The sequence below is a fragment of the Mycoplasma sp. 4013 genome, assembly GCF_054353875.1.
Genome location: NZ_JBTHHK010000001.1, coordinates 74,046 through 96,524, shown reverse-complemented (window position 1 = coordinate 96,524; position 22,479 = coordinate 74,046). Strand labels below are relative to the sequence as shown.

At 28.3% G+C, this 22,479-nt stretch carries 16 protein-coding genes; 15 read left to right on the top strand and 1 reads right to left on the bottom strand.

Translation table 4 applies throughout. The features are described from left to right. The first annotated feature begins 7 nt into the window (after positions 1–7). The 7 genes from ACXYRO_RS00365 to ACXYRO_RS00335 are packed head-to-tail and all read left to right on the top strand — an operon-like array spanning position 8 to position 6,389. Positions 8–1,399: an MFS transporter gene (locus tag ACXYRO_RS00365; protein WP_458613971.1), complete on the top strand. Its 1,392-nt coding sequence runs from the start codon at positions 8–10 to the stop codon at positions 1,397–1,399. After that, positions 1,392–2,120, top strand: coding sequence for a glycerophosphodiester phosphodiesterase family protein (locus ACXYRO_RS00360; RefSeq protein WP_458607534.1), 729 nt, complete (start codon positions 1,392–1,394; stop codon positions 2,118–2,120). The genes ACXYRO_RS00365 and ACXYRO_RS00360 overlap by 8 nt, the downstream gene beginning before the upstream one ends. Positions 2,121–2,130: 10 nt before the next feature. After that, positions 2,131–3,648 (top strand): glycerol kinase GlpK, encoded by a 1,518-nt coding sequence (glpK, locus tag ACXYRO_RS00355; protein ID WP_458613970.1) that lies wholly within the window; start codon positions 2,131–2,133, stop codon positions 3,646–3,648. Between the two features lie 7 nt (positions 3,649–3,655). Then, entirely contained in the window at positions 3,656–4,414 is a 759-nt protein-coding gene (locus tag ACXYRO_RS00350) for an MIP/aquaporin family protein (RefSeq protein WP_458613969.1), read from the top strand. Between the two features lie 9 nt (positions 4,415–4,423). After that, positions 4,424–5,407 carry a dihydroxyacetone kinase subunit DhaK gene (gene dhaK, locus ACXYRO_RS00345; RefSeq protein ID WP_458597797.1) on the top strand — a complete coding sequence of 328 codons (984 nt, stop codon included), beginning with the start codon at positions 4,424–4,426 and terminating at the stop codon, positions 5,405–5,407. Further along, positions 5,398–6,009 (top strand): dihydroxyacetone kinase subunit DhaL, encoded by a 612-nt coding sequence (gene dhaL, locus ACXYRO_RS00340; protein WP_458613968.1) that lies wholly within the window; start codon positions 5,398–5,400, stop codon positions 6,007–6,009. The genes dhaK and dhaL overlap by 10 nt, the downstream gene beginning before the upstream one ends. Further along, a complete protein-coding gene (locus ACXYRO_RS00335; RefSeq protein ID WP_458613967.1) occupies positions 6,009–6,389 on the top strand; it encodes a PTS-dependent dihydroxyacetone kinase phosphotransferase subunit DhaM in 381 nt (126 codons plus the stop codon). The genes dhaL and ACXYRO_RS00335 overlap by 1 nt, the downstream gene beginning before the upstream one ends. 26 nt (positions 6,390–6,415) lie before the next feature. On the opposite strand, the gene ACXYRO_RS00330 is transcribed toward ACXYRO_RS00335, so the two are convergent. Beyond that, positions 6,416–12,184 (bottom strand): coiled-coil domain-containing protein, encoded by a 5,769-nt coding sequence (locus tag ACXYRO_RS00330; RefSeq protein WP_458613966.1) that lies wholly within the window; start codon positions 12,182–12,184, stop codon positions 6,416–6,418. A 203-nt stretch (positions 12,185–12,387) separates the two neighbouring features. Here ACXYRO_RS00330 and upp point away from each other — a divergent pair, with 203 nt between their 5' ends. The 8 genes from upp to der all read left to right on the top strand — a co-directional run bounded on the left by upp (position 12,388) and on the right by der (position 22,381). Beyond that, the gene (upp, locus tag ACXYRO_RS00325) at positions 12,388–13,014 is read left to right on the top strand and encodes a uracil phosphoribosyltransferase (RefSeq protein ID WP_458613965.1); all 627 of its coding nucleotides are present in this window, start codon (positions 12,388–12,390) and stop codon (positions 13,012–13,014) included. 7 nt (positions 13,015–13,021) lie between these two features. Next, positions 13,022–15,337, top strand: coding sequence for a class I tRNA ligase family protein (locus tag ACXYRO_RS00320; protein WP_458613964.1), 2,316 nt, complete (start codon positions 13,022–13,024; stop codon positions 15,335–15,337). Between the two features lie 8 nt (positions 15,338–15,345). Beyond that, entirely contained in the window at positions 15,346–18,036 is a 2,691-nt protein-coding gene (gene lon, locus ACXYRO_RS00315; protein WP_458613963.1) for an endopeptidase La, read from the top strand. After that, positions 18,036–19,526: an APC family permease gene (locus ACXYRO_RS00310; protein ID WP_458613962.1), complete on the top strand. Its 1,491-nt coding sequence runs from the start codon at positions 18,036–18,038 to the stop codon at positions 19,524–19,526. Before lon ends, ACXYRO_RS00310 begins: the two co-directional genes overlap by 1 nt. After that, positions 19,496–19,936, top strand: a complete 441-nt coding sequence (msrB, locus tag ACXYRO_RS00305) for a peptide-methionine (R)-S-oxide reductase MsrB (protein ID WP_458613961.1) — start codon at positions 19,496–19,498, stop codon at positions 19,934–19,936. The genes ACXYRO_RS00310 and msrB overlap by 31 nt, the downstream gene beginning before the upstream one ends. 64 nt (positions 19,937–20,000) lie before the next feature. Then, positions 20,001–20,423, top strand: coding sequence for a hypothetical protein (locus tag ACXYRO_RS00300; RefSeq protein ID WP_435129568.1), 423 nt, complete (start codon positions 20,001–20,003; stop codon positions 20,421–20,423). Continuing rightward, complete coding sequence (cmk, locus tag ACXYRO_RS00295) at positions 20,413–21,081, top strand: (d)CMP kinase (RefSeq protein WP_458597815.1); 669 nt, start codon at positions 20,413–20,415, stop codon at positions 21,079–21,081. Before ACXYRO_RS00300 ends, cmk begins: the two co-directional genes overlap by 11 nt. After that, entirely contained in the window at positions 21,074–22,381 is a 1,308-nt protein-coding gene (der, locus tag ACXYRO_RS00290) for a ribosome biogenesis GTPase Der (protein WP_458597817.1), read from the top strand. The genes cmk and der overlap by 8 nt, the downstream gene beginning before the upstream one ends. Positions 22,382–22,479: the final 98 nt, after the last annotated feature.

Sequence of the window (22,479 nt, the reverse complement as noted above, 5' to 3'; positions counted from 1 at the left end):
GGAAGATATGATTAGTAAATTTAAAGGACTTACATACAAACAAATCATTGCTTTAGTTATTTTAGCAGCTTGTGATGTGTTTGTAATTGCAGCTCCATATTATATTAAAAATATAATACCTAATTTACACACATATTTAAATATACGTGAAGATCAAGTTGCTTCCCTTACATCGATAATAGGATGAGTTACCTTAGTTACTCAATTACCGGGGGGGGTCCTTGCCAACAAATTTAGTTCCAGATGATTGTTGTTTATAGCAGTATTTTCAACAGGAATAATAACTTTTTGGTTTGGTGGGGTGATTTGAAACTCAAGTACATATTCAAAAGAAAGTGTGTTTATTCAATATTCAATTATATTTGGATTATGAGGTGTTTCATCAACATTAGTATTCTGAACACCCTTATGAAAACTTGTTTCCCAACAAACAACTAAGGAAAATCAAGGTTTAGCATACGGGATACAAGGAACAGCAAACGGTTTAATAGGTTTATTATTTGTGTTCTTTATAGGAATTATGATTACTACATACTGGGCACCAAAGGATGTTAGTTCACATGTACCGTTTTCAACTTATGCATTATTAATAGCATCATTTTTAGTGGTTACATCAGTGCTTGTATTAGTTTTAGTTCCTGAAAAACCAATGCAAAAGAATAAAGATAAACTTTCTTGAGCAAAGGTTAAAAAGAACATTTTAGAGGTTTATAAAGCCTTAAAAAACTGAAAATTATGAGCTTTATCATTATTTGTAATGGGTATGTATACTTTCCAAAGTGTCTTTGCTTACTATTTGTTACAATTGATTCAAAATTCATATTCAGCACCCGTAATACTTGTGACGGTGTTAGGTGGATTAAGAACATATGGACTTAGAACCATTGTATCAACATTTATAGGTCGTTGAGCAGACAAATTCAGAAGTTATATATTATTCTTATTAATTACAACAGGAATAGGTATTATTGTTTTAGGAATTATTATTCTACTGGGATTTGCACCTAAATCAGCCTCTGTTGCTGTGATAGTGATAAGTAGTATTTTATACTTATTAGCAGGAATTTTATCTTGAGCTATGGTTACATTAAGATATACACAAGTTGGTGAAATACATATTGAAAAGAATTCTTATGCTTCATCGATTGGGATTTTATCATTCATTGGATTTTCAACAGATGCTTGATTATATAATGTAACAGCTGCAGTGGGTAAAAGATATACAGAAAATAATTCGACAAATACATCTCAAACAGGATATCAAATTATTCTTGTGATTACACTTGCAATAGCGATTATCGGACTAATTGCAGGTGTTATAGTTCATATCGCTAACAGTAAAGAACTAAAGAAACTCGGAAAAACAAATTATAGATGGAGAACTTTAGAAAATGCTTAGTAAACAATTAATTTTAGGACACAGAGGTTATTCGGGTATTGCACCTGAAAACACAAAGTTGTCATTTGAAATGGCATATCAATTTAATTTTGATGGAGTTGAACTTGATGTTCATTTAACAAAAGATAAAGAACTTGTTATCATCCATGATGAAACAACAAATCGAACATCATTGACATCGAAAGAAATTGAATTTACAACATTAGCAGATCTTCGTAAAGATGATCATTCAAAATTCTTTAAATTTAAAACTCAACCACAAACAATTTTAACCTTAGAAGAATTTTTAGATGCATATATAGACAAATTTAAAGTAATTAATGTGGAAATTAAAACCGATCAAAAAGAGTATAAAGGGATTGAAGAAAAATTACATAAATTATCCGAAAAATATGGTGATAAATACTTTGAAAAAATAGTATTTTCATCATTTAATTTCCAAACCTTAAGAAATATGCACAAAATTTCTTCAAAATACCGTTTAGGATTTCTTTTTTGAACACAAACACAATTTAATTCTATTTCTGTTACAGAGATTAAAGAAATTTGCGAATTCTTAAATCCTTGATGGGTTTTATATGATAAAGATAAAGAAAAATATAAAAAAATCAACTTACCTTTGATGTTATGAACATTAAAAGACAAGAAGAAATTTGATGAATATGCTAATGATTCATTGGTTTATGCTCAAATAAGTAACTATAAATTCGAAAAGAAATAATAGAGGTTGTATGACAGATAAATATATTATTACACTTGATTCAGGTACCACATCATGTCGCACATTAGTAGTCGACCATGATGGGAATATAAAAGCAAGTGCTCAAAGTGAATTTACTCAATATTTTCCTAAATCAGGTTGAGTAGAACACGATCCACTTGAAATATGAAATACACAACTTTCAACTATGCAAAGTGCTAAACATGCAGCAAAAATTAAATCTCATGATATTGCAGCATTAGGAATTACAAACCAACGTGAAACAGTGGTTTTATGAGATAAAGAAACAGGATTACCTGTATATAATGCAATTGTTTGACAAGATCGCAGAACAGCTGAATTTTGTGACACCTTAATAAAAGATGGTAAAGAAGAAATGTTTCGTTCTAAAACAGGATTAATTATTAATCCATATTTTTCAGGAACAAAAATTCGTTGAATCTTAAAAAATATTAAAGAAGCTCAAGAAAAACTTGCACAAGGAAAATTGCTTGCAGGAACAATTGATACATGACTAATATGAAAATTAACAAATGGAAAAGTACATGCAACTGATGTATCTAACGCTTCTAGAACATTGTTATTCAACATTCATACACTTGATTGAGATCAAGAAATTTTAGATTTATTAGAAATACCAAAATCAATTCTTCCTAAAGTGAAATCATCATCAGGACACTTTGGGGTGGTAAGTCCACACCATTGATCAAATAAAGCATTAGGGCAAGTTCCTATTACAGGCGTTGCTGGTGACCAACAATCAGCATTATTTGGACAATTATGTACTGAAGTTGGTATGGTTAAAAATACTTATGGTACAGGATGTTTTACACTTGTAAATACCGGTAATGAGGCAGTTGATTCAAAAAACAAACTTCTTACTACTATTGCTTGAAAACTAGGTGATCAAAAAGTTGTTTATGCCCTTGAAGGTTCGGTTTTTGTTGCCGGTGCAGCGATTCAATGACTTCGTGATTCGGTTGGATTGTTATATAACGCAGCAGAATCAGACTTTTTTGCTTCATTAGTAAACGATGATCAAAGAGTTTATGTGGTTCCATCATTTACTGGTTTAGGAGCACCATATTGAGATTCATATTCTCGTGGAGCAATTTTTGGTTTAGAACGTGGAAGCAAACGTGAACATATTATTAAGGCAACCTTAGATTCTATTGCTTATCAATCAAATGATTTGATTTCGGCGATGCAAAAAGATTTAGGTAAACCAATTGTGGCTTTAAAAGTTGATGGAGGTGCATCTAATTCTAACTACTTGATGCAGTTTCAAGCTTCAATTTCAAATTTAAAAGTTGAAAGACCTAAAAATATTGAAACAACTGCCTTAGGTGCTTCATATTTAGCTGGTTTAGCGGTAGGTTACTGGAAAGATTTAGAAGAAATTAAACAAATAAATCAAATTGACCGTGTATTTACACCATCATTTAGTCAAGAAAAGATTAATCACTTGCTTAAAGGTTGACAAACAGCGGTTAAAAAGACATTAAATTGAACTAAAGATATAGAATAGGAGAAATATGGATTATCATTTTTGATTAACGGTATTATCAGAATTTTTAGGTACAATGGTGCTTATTATTTTAGGTAATGGTGTTAATTACTCTGTGTCTGGTAGAAAAATGTTTGCAAATCAACCAGGAAAATGAACAGTAATCATTTTTGGTTGAGGTATAGCAGTTATGGCGGGTGTTTTAGTCTCAAGATCTCTTGGTGGTTTCGGACATTTAAATCCTGCTGTAAGTATTTATGGTGCGATAAGCAATAAAGATGCAACCTTATTGATATATATACCGTTTCAATTATTAGGTGCGATGGTAGGGCAAATAGTTTTAGATTTTATAAATTGAAAACACATTCAAGAAACAGAATTATCCGCTATACGAAGTTCACATTGCACCGGACCAGCATATGATAACAAAAAAGACAAAGCATTAATTTTTAACTTTTCTTATGAATTAGTAGGAACATTAATGTTGGTTGGAGTTATTTTAGCATTTAATCGTGGTGCAGCAGCAAAAGATGTTGCTAGTTTAGGTCCTTTACCTGTAACTTGATTAGTTGTAGGTATCGGTGCTTCTATCGGTGCTTCAACAGGATATGCTATTAATCCGGCACGTGATTTTGGACCAAGAATAATTTATTGATTCTTAGAATCGATAATTCTTAAAAAACGTAAAAGTGAACATATAGGAGCAAACTGAAAATATTCATGATTACCTGTAGTAGCACCATCATTAGCAGGAGCAATAATTGGACTGTTTGCGTTAATTCATTAGAAAGTTATTATGAAGAAAATATTAAATAACCCACAAAACATAGTTGATGAAATGTTAGAGGGTTTTGTAAAAGTTAACAAAAATGTTAAAAGAGTTACTGGATTTAATGTTATTTATAATCCAAACTTTGATAAAAACAAAGTTGCTTTAATTTCTGGGGGTGGTTCAGGACACGAACCAGCACATGCCGGATATGTAGGACAAGGAATGCTTGCAGCAGCGGTTGCTGGTGAAGTATTTACATCACCTACACCTGATCAAGTTGAATCAGCAATCAACCAAATAGACTCACAAGTAGGAACATTACTGATTATCAAAAACTACACAGGTGATAAATTAAACTTTGAAATAACTAAACAACTTGCACAAGCAAATGGAAAAAATGTTGAAAGTGTTTTAGTTGACGATGATGTTGCTGTTGAAAATTCAACTTGAACTATTGGTCGTCGCGGAATTGCTGGAACAGTTTTTGTACATAAAATAGCAGGTGCAGCAGCAGAAAAAGGATTAAATTTATCAGAAGTAAAAAGAATTGCAGAAAAAGTAATTAAAAATGTAAGAACATTTGGAATTTCACTAAATTCAATTTTTATCCCCACCACAGGTAAAGAATCGTTTTCTTTAAAAGAAGACGAAATAGAATTTGGATTAGGGATTCATGGAGAACCTGGAGTAAAAAGAGAAAGAATTAAATCATCAAAAGAAATAGTTAAAGAAATGTTAGATTTAATATTAAATGATTTAGATTATAGCAATTCTGATGTAGCTTTAATGGTAAATGGACTTGGTGGAACACCAGAAATGGAATTATATATTGCTGCTAATGATATTCATAATTATCTACAAACAAAGAATATAAATATTTATAGCAGTCATTTAGGTAATTTTATGACTTCCTTAGAGATGCAAGGATTTTCTATTTCACTACTTAAATTAGATTCTGAACTAAAAGAAATGCTTGATGCACCAACCGAGGTAAGAAATTGGAAGTAAAATATCAGAACTTAGTTGATGCAATGCATCAGATAAATATAGATTTGCAAGATAATCAAGATTATTTATCTTCGCTAGATCAAGCGATAGGTGATGGTGATCATGGATTTAATATGGTGCGGGGTTTTGTTAAAGTTGCTGAAATTAGACCTAATAACCTTGATTTGAGTGGTTATTTAAATCAAGTTGGTAGAACTTTGATGTCAGTTGTTGGAGGTGCTTCTGGACCTTTGTATGGTATGGCATTTTTACAAAGTGGAAACGCACTTAAAGGAAGTGAGAAGTTTGACTTTGTTGAATTTAAAACCTTAATTAAAACCTTTGCAGCTTCACTTGAAAAACTTGGACGAGTTATACTAAATGAAAAAACAATGTATGATGTCTGAAAACCACTTGCAAGTTATTTAGAAAATAAAAATAACTTGCAGCAAGAAGAAAAAGATAACTTAACAGAGTTTGTCAAATCGCTTTCAGATAAAACTAAACAAATGCAAGCAAACAAAGGAAGAGCATCATATTTAAAAGAAAGATCGATTAGAACTGTTGATCCAGGATCTTATTCAAGTTATTTAATACTTAAAAACCTAATTAAGGTGCTTTAATGAAATTGTTTATTATTGTTAGTCATTATTTAAAACTCGCACAGACTATTAAAGAATACTTGTTAAAAATGCTACCTATAAAAAATGAAAATGTAAAAATAGAAGCAATAGGTGGGATTAATGAAGAATTAGGTACAGATCCTTTTAAAATTTTAGAAGTAATCGAATCTAATCCTGATATAAGTGAAATATTTATCTTCCCTGATTTAGGTTCTGCTGTATTATCAACTGAATCAATGATACCTATGATAGAGGATAAAAAAGTATTTATCAGTAAGGGAGCAATTGTTGAAAACACATTTGCTGCATATGTTTTAGCCAATGCAGGTGCAGACTTTGAATCTGTTTGTCAAGCAAGTTTAGCACCTTTACAAAAATAAAACCAAGTTTATAAAACTTGGTTTTATTAATTATCAAATGGTTTAAAAAACCAAGGAAGTGGGTACATATTTGGATTTATTGCATTCATTTTCATCATATATGAAGCAAGAGATCTAGTGTTGTTTAATATTAATGGATTTTGTCCATCTCAGTTGATCCCAAAATAATTATAAAAGTTTTTACTATAGGTTCAACTTTGTAAAAATCTTAAAGGAGCACCAGAATTTATAGTAGAAATATAATTATTATCAGCACCCATAACACCTGTACCAGAATTACCGGCATTAAAATATGCAGGTGTATATCCATCTTGTCGGTTAAATCCGACATTTTGATCACTAAAGATAGCGCGATTTAATAAATATCCATTTTCTTTTGCATAAGGATAACCATTCATTACAAACTGAGCCCGAACTGAGGAGAAGAATTCTAGATTTTGACCATTGGTATTAAGTTTTAATGGAGGTAATTTATATCAGTTTTCAAACCAAGCTGCTCGAACATATAGTCCACTGTTATAGGCTTGTTCGATTACAGGTTTAATATCAACGATAGCAACTGTCATATCAGCAAATGCAGGATTTTGTCCATTTAAATCAAGTTGTTTTAATCCTGTTCAAACTATAGCAGCTTTAATGTTTTTTGGTGTATAAACATCGTTTTGACCAGCATCAACATTGTTTGAATAGTTATCTAAAGCGATATTCATATATCTACCTACTTCAAAACGATTAGGTAAATTGTTTCCTTGCAGCGAATCTATATCGAATTTATTACCACCTTCAACATGGTTGTTAGTAATAATGTAAAATAAACCACTGTTTGGATCATCATTTACTTTTGCTAGCATTGTAGCAGTTCCGCGAGAATAACCAAACGTTCTAGATTTTGCATTATTAACTAAATCTATATTTACATCATTTTCTTTTCAACTACGATGTAAGAATTCGTTATCTTGCAAATACCCATCATGTAGTTTAAAATCAACATTTTGGTTTGGATTATATCAACTTAAATCGTATGCTTTCGGATCACTTATGAATGTTATCGGTTCGTTTTCTTGGTTGTAATCTAATTTTGTATAATCAAAAATATTTGTTTTTACACCAAAATTTTCTTCAACATTGTTTTCATATTCAATATGTATTGCAGCAGCATTTGATGCAAGCAGAAATGCCTTGTTTGGATCAAATTCATCAAACTTATCACTGTTATAAAATTTCGCATCACCGATTCCATATAAGTATCTTAATAAGTTACCAACAACTAATTTATACTTTGCATCAGTTAACTCGAAAACAAAATTAATATCACCTGAGTCATTTAATGTAGTGGTCAATGAAAAAGGTATATGAGGAAGTTCTTTTGAAACTTTTTCATAAAAAACATTCGATGTATGTGAATTTATAGTGATGGTTTTTTGGGTTTTTAATTTATCGTAATCTATTTCAAAATCATATCCACCTTTATTTTGGTGATCTCTATCAGAAATTCTTGATTTTCTTTTTGCGTTTTGAACTAAAACATTTCCAAAAAGATGTAAATATATTTTTCGATGGTTTGAATTATTGGATTCAAAAGTTTTAGCAAGATATTTAGATTTTAAAGTTCAATGAGCAGCATTATTTTCCTTGTCAAAAGTTCATAATGCATCTTTATAATATAATTCAATTTCCCTACTTCTAAAAATTGAATTTTTCTTGTATACAGTTGTTAAAGGTTTTTCTTTTGAAATATCTAAATCAACTTTAACTTCATTATTAGAGTTTCCTAATAAATATCATGTTCTACCGAAAATAGTTCTTCCTGGTTTCTCGTATTTTAAGGTTATATAGATATTATCGCCCGCATGAACAAGTTTATCAAGTTTAATATAATCTTTTGCAACCGTATAATCATTGTATGTTAGCGCTCTTGGATTTATGGTAATAAATTGATTAAAATTGCTTGCAGAAAGATTTTTAGCAACAAAGTTGCTTGATAAAGTTAAATCGGATTTTTTAATATTATTTAATATAACTTCAGGATATAATTTATCTTTATAATCGTTTTTTAAATTAACCAATGTGATAGAGTGATTAATATGATATCTTTTGTTTGTGTTTGTTTTATCTATAAATCCTAATTTAAATATCATCTTTCCGTATTCAGGATTTTGAACATCGTAGAAATAAATAAAATATTTTTTATTTATTTCATTCAAATTTAAATTATTTGAAACATCTGTTGATAAAGATATATCATCGTGATTGTATTCGTTTTTGTTGACATTTTCTTTTTTGAAATTATCACTTTCATCTTTAAATTCTTCGTTTTTTTCAACAGATACAGCCGTAGTGTTTTTAAAAGTAAGTAAGTAATTAAGCATTATCTGTGCATTTTGTCTCACTATATCAGTTGGATCTAAAACACTGTATTTAACTTCGCTGTGTCCTGTAAATTCAGCAAGGACTTTGCGATATTCAAAGTTTTTACTATTAATTTTATTAATGGTATCTTTATCTTTTTGATCAATTTCGTTATTTTCTCTTCGTGAAGGTGTTGGTTTAAAGTCATCATCAGTAAATTTGTTATTATTTTTAGGTTTAATATCGCGATATTGAATAGGTTTTCAATATTTGATATCTAGCGTTAAATTATCATAATCACTTTGATTTAATTTGATTTCATTACCATTTCCATCTTTAATTGAAAAAGTAATTAAAGCATTATTGGTAAAATGCTTACCTGCCGATTCGATAGTGGATGATTTAGCATATATCTGATATTCACCTATTTTAGGAAGTATATAGACATCATTAAATGTATCTTCAGGGTTCCTTTGGATAATTGAATAATTATTATGTGTGTTATTTAGGTTTTTGATTTTTATAAGGTTAAAGAGTTTTGAACCAGATTTATCCTTAAAAATTTCAAAAATCTTATCAAGTGCTTTTTGCTGTTTTTGTGTTAAATTATTAATTCTATCAAAATTTTGTGTTGTAAAACGAAGCGAGATTTCTTTTTTTAATTGTCCTTTTGTAACAATGAAATTAAATATAGCAGATGATTTAGTTGGATCTCCTGGATCGATTTCAAAAAGATGATTATTGGTGGTTTTTAAATCAACAGTAGTATCAGAAGATATATTATAATTAACTCAAGGATTGTTTTCTTTAAACCACATTAAAACAATGTTTTTTATTTGCATTGCTGAAAGTTTATTTGAATGATCTGCTGCATCATCAAGTAAAGGAAAATTTTTCTCGTTGTTTTTTGTTGTTGGTTCAACAAAAAAATCTTTATTATTAAATTGACTCTTTATTTTTTCATAAAAAGGTTCAATGTTATGTTTTCAAAATCATCATCTAAATAAACCTGCTTTTGTAAAAGCATTGTGGTATTCTTTGTATTGTCCATTGCTTCCTGTTTCGTTGTAATATTTTGTGTTACCTAAATAAATAGGGTTAACATAAAGATTTACAGGTTTATAATAATCGCTTTGTTTGAAAGCATTATTTAAGAAAATAGAAGCATCAAAAGTTTGATTATCTTCAGGTAAAAAATCTATTGAGTTTAAACTTGATACATTTAATGTTTTAATTATATGATTATTAAATAGTAGTTCTATATTCAAATTTAATTTATTATTTAAATCAAAGAAAGTAGTTGAATTTTCTTTGATTTTAAATTTAAAGTAGTTGTTAATATATGTTTGTTTGATAGATAAGTTATCTTTAAGAATTTGTAATGTAATATCACTTTTTTTATAAAGACCTAAATTAAAATAATTAATATTATAGATTTCATCGAGATTTTTAATCGATGATTCATTAATAATGTTATTTACATCTTTTTCAGTATTATTAATGCTTAATTCACTTGTTACATCACCGCTTCAGACATTATTTTTAGCAGATGCATGATATGTTAAAATCAAAGTATTTTTATTATCATCTTTTAAATTTATATCAGTTAATTTATAGTTAAATTGATTACTTTTTGGCTCTTGTAACCATAATTTTGTATTTTTAAGATTAAAAGAAAGAGAAGTTAAATAACGATTTAAATCATATTTTGAGAGTCGATCATCAAGTTTTACATTAAGTTGTTTTTGTGCTTGTTTCTGATAATCATTGTTATTTTGATTATCTTTTTTATCTAATAATGAATCGAGTTTTTGCTTTCATAGAGCTAAGTTATTAATAAGTGTTTCCCTTAGATTCAAGATATGATTTAGATCGAATGTTTTAAGTTTTAAATCAGAAGAAAAAAACCTTAAAACAGCAGCAGAAAGTGAATTTAATTGATTTAAATCATCTTGACTGATATTGGATTTATCTAACTGTAATTGAGTGCTATAAGTTATGTTCAACTTGTTAAAAATATCTATAAACGAACTTAATTGATTGGTCTTTTGATTAATATCAGCAGCTATTTTTTGTGTTGATATATATTCATCAAGTTGCTTTTTTAAATCATCTGAAAAATTATTATTATCTTTGATTTTGTTAAACTCAGATAAAGCATTTTGGTAAACTTGATTACCGTTTATATTGTTTAAAAAAGAAGAAATTAAACTTATATATGTATTTAGTTTTTCTAGATAATTGTTATCTGTGACTATATTTTCAATGTTTTTTAATAATTTTGAATTAGAAGCATCATCAAATGAATTTTTTGAAATTTGTTCATCTAATTTAGTTTTATTATCGCTGTTTATATAGTTAATATCATTATCTGTTTTTAATTGATTATATTTATCTAAAAGTATATTTAATTTTTCTTTTTCTTTGTTTAATTTATTTGCTCTACTTAAAAGTGTATTAATTTCATTGGAAATTAATACATTATCAATAGCATTAATAAATTGTGATTTAGTATCGTTTGTTAAAAGATTGAATGAAGTTATTTGATTTTTTGCTTGATTTTTAAGATTGTTTAGTTGAGTATTTGATTTATTTTTGTTTTTTAAACTATCAATTTCAGCATTTATTTGCTCTAAAATACTTTGATATTGTATAGTCAATTTGTTAATATCATCAAACTTTTTTGTTGATATATTTAATGTGTTAAATTGTTCAAAATATTGCTTGAGTTCTGGAACATTTTGATGAGAATTTTTGATATTGGAAATTTCATCAAAAACAAATTTATTTGACTGTAAAATAGTCAAAAAAGAATTAAAACCGTTAATTCCATTTTGTTTTAGTAAAATTTGTAAAAATTTATCATTTGATAAATCATAATATGAAGAAAATTTACTTATTTCTTGTAAAAAAGTGTCATATTTTGCTTTAAATTTTACATAATTATCAATGGTAGAACTAATTTGAGCATCTTCATTAATAATTTTGTCCTTATATTCATCTATGTTTTTTGAATTCACACTTTTCAATTGATTAAGCAACTGGTTAATTGATTCATCTACATTTATATTTGAATTGATTAACGTAAAATATTTGGAAATATTTGCATCTGATAAATATGTTTTTAACTGTGAAACCTTTAAAAAAGCATTTTTTCAGTCCGTTAAATAATTTTTAAAAGATGTTAAAAACTTATTGAAATCTTTTTCTTTTACATCCTTTATAATCTTTCTTAAATCAGGTTTATAAGCGTTTGTTTGTGTTGGTAAACCTTTTCATTCTATAGTTTGTTCTATTTTAATAACAGACTGATTTTGATATTTCTTTTGTGATTCCAATGTTAAATTATTATGAGTTAAACCCACTCCTAAACCTACTGCTGTTGCTAAAACAGCAGAAGATGCTAATGTAGCAGCAGTTATAATTATTTTTGTTTTCTTTTTCATAATTACCTATATTTATATATTTATATTTTAGATTATTTAAAAATATAATGAAATTTCTTATAAAGTTCGCATTTAGTCCTTTTTTTGGTTCTCTTTCGATAAAAATAAATAATAAAAATGCAACTGCATTTATAAATAATTAGAAAAATATAAAAAAGTATATAATATAAAAATATTTATATAATGTGAAATTAGGAGAAATGATGCTTAAAATTTTAGAACACCCACTTATTAAAATAAAACTTACTAAATTACGTGATAAAAATACATCACACAAAGAATTTAGAAGTAATTTAAATGAAATAGGTTCGCTAATGGTTTATGAAATTATGCGAAATTATAAAACAAAACCTAAACAAATTACAACTGCTTTAGGACAGGACTTTGTTGGTGATACATTTTCAAATGAAATAGTTTTGATACCCATTTTACGTGCTGGATTAGGTATGACAGAAGGTTTACTTAATTTAATTCCACAAGCAAGAGTAGGACACATTGGAATGTATCGAGATGAAGAAACCTTACAACCAAACGAATACTTTTTTAAGATGCCTAATGTTCCAAAAGATAGTTTAATTATAGTAGTTGATCCGATGCTTGCTACAGGAAATTCAGCAGTAGATGCGATTAGACGGATTTATCAAGAGGGTTATACAAATGTACAGTTAGTGTGCCTAGTTGGAGTTAAAGAGGGTGTTAATAATGTTTTAAGTCATTTTGGAGAAGACTTTCATATATATTTATCTGCACTTGATGCTAGGTTGAATAATAAAGGTTATATCGAACCTGGTTTAGGTGATGCAGGGGATAGAATTTTTGGAACAAAATAGGAGCAGAATGTCTTATAAATTTGAAGAAATAGAAAAAAAATGACAAAAATATTGACTTGATTCTAAAAATTTTGAACCTTCAAATAATTTTACATTACAAAAGAAATACATAGTTAGTATGTTTCCGTATCCTAGTGGGAAAATCCATATGGGACATGTTAAAAATTATGCTATAAGTGACGCGATGGCACGTTTTTATCGTCGTCAAGGGTTCAATGTATTTCATCCATTTGGGTGAGATGCGTTTGGTTTACCTGCTGAAAATGCAGCAATAAAAAATAATATTCATCCTAAAAAATGAACTTATGAAAATATTAAAAATATGGATGCTGAGTTAAAAAGACTTGGTTTATCTTTTGCCTGAGATCAAGAATGTATTACAGCAGATGCAACATATACAAAATGGGAACAATTTTTATTTATTCAACTTTGAAATAAAGGTTTGATTTATAAAAAGAAGAGTTTGCTTAATTGATGCGAAAATGATAATACAGTTTTAGCAAATGAACAAGTAGTTGATAATAAATGTTGACGTTGCAATGAAAATGTTGTGCAAAAAGAAATGGATACATATTATTTAAAAATAACTGAGTATGCTGATGAACTTTTAAATGATTTGAAAACATTAGAAAATCATTGACCCCAACAAGTTTTGACAATGCAAAAAAATTGAATTGGTAGAGAAGAAGTATATAAAATTATCTTAGAATCTGCAAATAAAGATTTTGAAATAGTTGTTTTTGAAAAAGATTATCAAAATATTGTAAATGCAGACTTTTTGGCTATAAATTTTAAACACCCACTTGTGAAAAAACTAAAAAATCAGGGATTTTTGAACGAAAAAAAACAAAAAATACTTGACGAAATAAATAATTGTGTGATTAACAAAATTTTTGGTAAGAAATTGTCAATAAAAACACCATTTCAAGTTATTAATCCAGTTACTCATGATTTTTTAGATGTTTATATAACAGATTTCGCAAGTTTTTCTGCAAAAGAAGCACAATTTGCTTCAAGTAAGAATGAAAGTCATTTATCATTTATGAATGCAAATAGCATAAGTGTAAAAAACAAAATTAAAAATTATGTTGTTTTAGAAAAAGAACTAAAAAAGGTAGTTCAATATAATCTTAGAGATTGAGGAATTTCGAGGCAAAGATATTGAGGAACACCAATTCCTTTAATTCATTGTCAAATGTGTGGAACTATACCGGTTCCTGAATTAGATTTACCTATATTATTACCCGAAAAAGTTGAATTCACCGGAAAAGGAAATCCTATTTTAACAAACAATGAATGAGTAAAGACTAAATGCTATCGTTGTGGTATGGGTGCAAAACGAGAAACAGATACACTTGATACATTTTTTGAATCAAGTTGATATTGAATGAGATATACAACACCGCAAAAACAAAGAAATAACAACTTATTTATCAAAGAAAATCTAAATTACTGAAATCAAGTAGATGAATATATTGGTGGTATAGAACACGCGATTTTACACCTTTTATATGCTAGATTTTTTTCTAAAGCACTCGCTGACCTTGGTTTAATAAATTATCGCGAACCATTTTTAAATCTTTTAACACAAGGAATGGTGTTAAAAGATGGTGCAAAAATGTCAAAATCAAAAGGTAATGTAGTGGAACCGAAAGAAATGATAGAAAAATATGGTGCTGATGCAACCAGATTGTTTGTTTTTTTTGCTGCTCCACCAGCAAAAGAATTAGATTGAAGTGATGCAGGACTAAATGGATGTTTTAAGTTTTTGAATCGACTAAGTGATAGGATTAATGAATTGCCTGAAAATACAACCTTAGATGAAATAAATATAGAAAAGTTATCTTCACAAGAAAAGAATGCAAGAAGAAAACTTTATCAAGGGATGCAAAAATATTTAGATGTCTTTAACAAAAGAGAAAATGAATATGCATTTAATACTGTTATTGCATGAGTAATGGAAACATTTAATGAGTACGATACGATTAAAGATGTTGCTTTATTAAAAGAGATGTATTATGTCGTTTTGAATATTTTAGAACCTTTTGCTCCACACCTTGCTTGAGAATATTCAGAAAAATATTTTAATTTAAGAAACTTAGATGATTTTAGTATAGATGAATCAGCATTAATTGTGAACGAATTAAGTTATGGTATAACAGTAAATGGTAAAGTCCGCGGGGAAATATTGGTTGATATAAATTCAAGCGAATCAGAAGTTATAGAAAAAGCACAAAAAGAAGTTACAAAATGATTAGAAGGAAAACAAATTATTAAAAAAATATTTATACCTAAGAAATTAATTAATTTTGTCATAAAATAAGGAGAATAATGAAAAATAAAAACATATACCCATTATTAGTTGTTGATACAAACTGAATGTCTTTTCCAAAAGGTATTCATCAAATAGAAACAGATGCATTTAATTTGTATTCATCTGGCGCTTTAGTTATTCCTAAAACAAATATAGAACATAAATTTGTTATTTCGTTTACAAATAATGAGCATGAATTAGAAAGTAAAGCAGTATTTGTTAAATTCTTAAAGGCAGAACCACTTGAACCTCCTGTAAAAGATTCAGAACGAGATCAAAAATGTATGTTGACATATGAAGTTTTAGGTTTTTTTAACATAAAAGAATATGGTTTCGCAGAAACAGATGAAGATGGTTATGTTTTGTTAGAAACTTATCAACCTGTTAAAGAAGGAGATGGAGATAAACTATATGAAGAACAATTAGTCAGAGTTTGTTCGGGTGAAGTAAAGTTTGTTCCTGAAGAACCTAATTCTGATGAAACAAATGAAGTTTATAAATTTGACTTATTACCACAAAATCATGATTTAGATGCAATGCTTTCTGCTTTAAAAGGGATAAGGGATACTGAAAAAATCCCTGGTATAAAAGAAACACAATCAGTTAATATTATTTTTCAATATAATCCGATAACAAAAAAACCATATACAACCGATGACCTTTCTGCACTTATTAATTCATATTATCCGAACTTTGAATTAAAAACAAGAGAAGAAAAAATTAAGTTTTTATTTACTTTTTTATCATTTTTATCACCCGAAATAAATGAAAAGTTTGCTGCATTTTATAAATTTAACATTATTTCTTTAATGAAATTAATTGCATCCGCAACAGGTATGATGAGTCAAAATGTTGATATAGAATCACAAATGACTCAAAAGATGACAGATAAAATGGCAAGTCAACATAAAGAATATGTACTTCGTGAAAAATTAAAATATATACAAGATGAATTAGAAGGAATGAATGTTGATCCAAGCGATGATGATGATTATGCAAAAGAGTTAAAAGATAAAAATAAATCTTTCCGTTACCCTGAATCAGTAAAGAAAATTATTGCTGAAGAAACAAAGAGAGCGAACGAAATGATGGCTACATCACCAGAAGCAAATATTTCAAAAACTTATGTCAATCATCTCAAAAGACTACCATGAAGACTTACACAAAAAGAGTTATTAGATTTAGATCATGCTAAAAAAACTCTTTCTAAGTATCATTATGGACTTGAAGAAGTTAAGCAACGTGTTTTAGAATATATCGCTGTTATTATTAATACAGAAAGAAATAAAAAGAAAAAAGAAAATAAATTACCTTATGATGAAAATTATGAGATTGATATGAATTTGTTTAAGGATTCTAATAAACAAAATGATAAAACATTTAATAATGTCCCTATTATTTGTTTAGTTGGGCCACCTGGGACAGGAAAAACATCGCTTTCTAAAGCAATTGCAGAATCATTATCCAGAAAGTTTGTAAAAATTTCTCTTGGAGGAGTGCATGATGAAAGCGAAATCCGTGGACACAGAAGAACCTATGTAGGAGCAATGCCGGGAAAGATTATCAAAGCTATTTCACAATGTTCTGTTTCTAATCCAGTTATCTTATTAGATGAAATTGATAAAATGGCTTCAACAAATAAAGGGGATCCGGCATCTGCGATGTTAGAAGTTTTAGATCCAGAACAAAATACAAAGTTTCAAGATCACTACTTAGAACATGAATACGATTTATCTAAAGCAATTTTTATTGCGACTGCTAATTATTATGAAAACATTCCTCATGCTTTAATAGACCGTGTTGAAGTTATCGAATTATCTGCTTACACATTAACTGAAAAATTAAAAATTGCACAGCAACACTTGATGCCAAAAGTAACAGAACAAGTTGGGGCAAGTAGCGACTTTATGCAGATTTCTGAAGACACAATGAAATACATTATTCAAAACTATACCAAAGAAGCCGGAGTTCGTGGATTAAAACGTGTCTTAGATAAATTAGCACGCAAATTCGTGCTTAAAAAACTCGAATTACCAAAACTAAAAAATAAACAATTCGAGGTAAAAATAAATGATTTAAAAGAACTTTTAGGACCCGAAAAATTTAAAGATAATGAAAATGATGGATACAAAACCCCTGGTGTAGTTAATGGTTTAGCATATACATCAGTTGGTGGATCAACCTTGCAAATTGAAGTTAATACTTATCCAGGAAAAGGAGAAATTAAATTAACAGGTTCATTAAAAGATGTTATGAAAGAATCTGCTAATATATCACTTTCATATGTGCGTGCAAATGCTGCTAGATATGGTATTACAGACTTTAATTTTGATGAAACAACAATTCATATTCATGTGCCTGAAGGAGCAGTACCAAAAGATGGCCCAAGTGCAGGAGTGACATTTACCACTGCATTAATATCAGCATTATCACAACGAATTGTATCATCTGAAATAGGTATGACAGGTGAAATAACTCTTAGAGGTAATGTTTTAGATATCGGTGGCCTAAAAGAAAAATCATTTGCTGCCGCTTCTAAAAACTTAAAATATGTTTTTATACCTACAGGAAATGTAAAAAACTTAATTGATGTTCCTATGGAAATTAAAGAAAAGTTAACTTATATTCCTGTATCTAATTATGAAGAAATATATGAAGTAGTTTTTGAGAAGAAGAAACCCAAAAAACAATTAGAGTTTAAGCAATAGTGAAAAAACATTTTAGTGAAAAATCATTTACTTTTTTCACTATCAACTTTATTGTTGGTTTAGGTTTCCTTACAACTTTTTCAGAAATACTAAATATAGGATTTTACGGATATTTAGTTATCGTTCTTTGTTTGCTTACAATGATAGGAACTGCATTAGTATTTGCTCGTTTAGGGAATGCTTTTAAAGAACATTATGGTGGTTCATATGCTTATGCAAGACACCTTGATTCAACCTTGTTTGAAGAACAGTCAAATGTTGAAAACAAATGATATAAATTTAAAAAAGGTTTTGTAAAGAACTTTTGTTATTTCATTGGTTGAAATCAATTCTTACAATCACCTGTTTTATCATCTGTGTCACCTTTGTTTTTAGCGCAAACTTTTGAATTAGTAATACCTAAAACTATTTCAAATTATATAACTATAATATGGATTATAAGGGTCATTGCATTTATCTTCTTTGGTGCATTAATATTGATATCAACCAAAGGATTATCACTTAATACAAAAGTTGTATTTTTAACATCTGCTGTAAAATGAGCATTTTTGTTGATAGGTTTTGTAAACTTAGTATATCTTTCGGTTATAAAACCAGGTGGATATACAGTTGTTTATGAAACAACAAAAAAAGCAACATCTACAATGATTTTTGGAAGTATTTTAGTTTTTATTTTTGCTTTTGCAGGAATTGAAGATATGGCTTCTATGGCAAAAGACGCAGAATTTAAAAATTTTAAAAGAATTTTATTTGTTTCCCTAGGAATTGTAGCAGTTGTTTACTTAGCATTTTATAGTGTTTATTTAGCAATAAAGTTTGATTCAAATAACAATGAATTTTCACAAATTTATTATCTTGTAATGAATATTACAGGAACGATTGTGTTTATTATTGGATTTATATTTAATGATATAGGGTATAAAATTACACAAACGGTATCTACAGCAAGAAAGTTAATTCCGCTTGCATTAGATAATCATATTAATCCAAAATATGCAGATCATAATAAACACGGTGAATACCGTAATGCAATCATTTTAACAGCAGTTATTACATTTATAGCAATGCTTGTTTTATGATTAGTACCAACCCTTTTAAGCAAAACAAAAGATAATGATAACCCGTTCTTTACAGCTGTTATAAAAGTAAATAGTTTAGCACTGTTAATTGAAGATACTTTAACAGCTGTTGTAGCATTAATTTTAGAAAAAAAGAAACAAATATCTAAAATCCCATGATGAGAAAAAACAATATATATAGTTAATATTTTATGAATTTCAACTTTAATTTTATTTTTCTTAGTACCAAACATATTAGGTAACAACTGAGATGAGACCAACACCTTTGTTGTAGTTGTATATCTATCATTTGTTTTGATAGGATTTATAATAAAATGAATGTGAATTTATAAACAAAAGAAACCGAACAACTTAAAAAAAATAATTTTTTGAAAGGAAATATGGAACAAAAGAAAAAAGAACAACGTTTAAAAGAACTTACAGAATTACAATATAAAGTAACTCAAGAAGGATATACAGAACATCCATATTCAAATGAATATGATGAACATTTTGAAGAAGGAATTTATGTGGATATCGTTGATGGAACACCACTTTTTAAATCACAAGATAAATTTAATTCAGGATGTGGGTGACCAGCATTTAGTAAACCGATAGATGAATATGTTGTAACAGAACATAGCGATTATTCACATAATATGATTCGAACTGAGGTAAAAAGTAAAAATGCCAATTCACACTTAGGACATGTATTTAATGATGGTCCAAGAAAATTAGGTGGACTTCGGTACTGCATTAATTCTGCATCATTGCGTTTTATTCCCGTAGATAAATTAAAAGATGAAGGTTATGAAGAATACCTTGAATTATTTAAAAAATAACTGTAAAGCACTATAATGTGCTTTTTGTTATTTCAAAATATAAAAAATAAAGTAAAATAACTATATGAATTTTAATGGTTCAAAAGTAGATGATTCAAACGAAGATAAGGATGTTTTAGATAACCTAATTCTGCTATCTCAATCAGGAAATGATGAACTAAAAAAAGAGCAAAAATGATTCAAAAAGAACATTAATTCAGCTTATAAATATCAGCAAAATGTTAGTATCGAATCCAAATTAATAGAAAAACAAGAAGTTTTTGATTTCGATTTTAATTATTTGTATAAAGAATTATTACAAGGTTATATAGACTTAAAAATTAAATTCGATAAACAAAACGACTCATATGTAGATGATATAGAATTTATTGAAAAAGATAAAGCACAATATTTAATTGATACATTAGCTTCAGAAGAACACAATATATCAAATACTACAAAAGTAAGAATAAAGAAAAAGAAACTTGGAGGTAGTGATGAAAGTTAATATTGCAATAGATGGGCCATCTGGAGTAGGTAAATCCACAGTAAGTAAGCAAATAGCAAGCAGATATGGTTTCACTTTTATAAATAGTGGTAGTGTATATCGGGCAATCGCAAAAAACACCATTGATAATGGTGTTGATTCTCGTGATCAAGAAAATGTTATTAAGACATTACAAAAAGGTATGATTAAACTGCTAGAAAATGACAGAATTGAATTAAAAGGAATTGATGTATCAAAAGCTATAAGGGCCGATTATATCTCACAAATAACTCCGTCTGTAGCTAAAATTCCTGCAGTGCGAGAGTTCGTGGTTGATTATATTCAACAACTTACTAAAAAACGTAAAGGATATATTATCGATGGGAGGGATACAACTTTTAAAATTATGCCCTATGCTGAAGTAAAAATCTTTTTATGAGCAGAAGAAGAAGAAAGAGCAAAGCGTAGAATGAAGCAAAATCAGGAATTAGGTTATAATACAGGTTTTGCAGAAGTGCTTTATGAAGTAAAAAAACGAGACGAACAAGATATGAATCGTGAAGTTGATCCGTTACATAAAACTGAAGATGCAGTATTTATTGATTGTACTAATTTAGAGATAGAAGAAGTGATAGCAAAGATTATGGATTTGGTTAAAGAAAGGTCAAAAGATGCATAATACAGTTGCAATTATTGGAAAACCTAATGTAGGAAAAAGCACCTTATTTAATCGTATTATAGGTAAAAAGATATCAATTGTTTATGACCAACCAGGTGTTACAAGAGATAGATTGTATGAAAAAATTACTTGATCAGGTCATGAAATCAAATTAATTGATACCGGCGGAATTGAAATTGAAAATAAACCTTTTCAAGAACAAATCCAGATTCAAGCAAAAATAGCGATTGAAGAAGCAGATGTTATTGTTTTTATTTTTGATGGAACAAACGAAATAAGTAATGATGATTTATTCATAATGAATATTTTAAGAAAAAGTAATAAACCTATTATTGCTGTAGCAAACAAACTAGAAAACAACCAGCAATTCGATTATGGATGATATGCTTTAGGAGTTGAACATATTTATCCTGTTTCTGCATTACATGGTGAAGGTGTTGGTGAAGTTTTAGATAAGTGTTTAGAATATCTTGATTTCAGCGATGAAGACCAAAATGATTATTTTAATTTAGCGATTATCGGAAAACCTAATGCTGGTAAAAGTTCGCTACTTAATAATTTAACTAAAGAGTATCGTTCAATTGTTTCAGAAATTGCAGGAACCACACGAGATAGTGTTAAATCAACTGTTGAAATAGACCATAAACTATATAATGTGATTGATACAGCAGGAATAACAAAAAAATCAAAATTAATTGAAAGTGTTGATCATTATGCTTTAATGCGAGCAATGAATTCGCTATCAGAAGCTGATTTGTCTTTGATAGTAATCGATGCGACACAACAAGAAGTATCACATTTTGATTCTAGAATTATAGGATATGCATTAGAGAATGAAAAACCAATAATTGTGGTAATAAATAAATGAGATTTAGTTGAAAAACAAACAAATACAATGGCTGATTATGAAAAGAAAATGAGAAATAAATTTCATTTTGTTCCATGAGTTCCTTTTGTATTTATTTCAGCAAAATTTAATCAAAGAATTAATAAGTTGATAGTAACTTTATCAGAAGTTCGTGAAAATATGGAAAGAGATATAAAACCGTCGTTGCTTTCTAATTTAGTGCTTGAAACACAACTTATTCAACCAGCACAACCGTTTAATGGTGGAAGATTAAATATTTATTATGTTCGTAAAGAATTATCAAAAATACCTACTTTTACATTCTTTGTAAATAATAAAAAATTCTTACACTTTTCATATCAAAGGTTTTTAGAAAATCAATTGAGAGCTACCTTTAATTTCAAAGGTTGTCCAATTAAGATGTATTTTAAGAATAAGAATGGGTTGGAGTAAAATTGGTTGATAAAAACTAGAGTTAGTTAACATTTTCTTTAAGAAAAATAATTAAAATAAAGTAGAAGGTTATAGTGGCATTGATTAGAACCTAAATT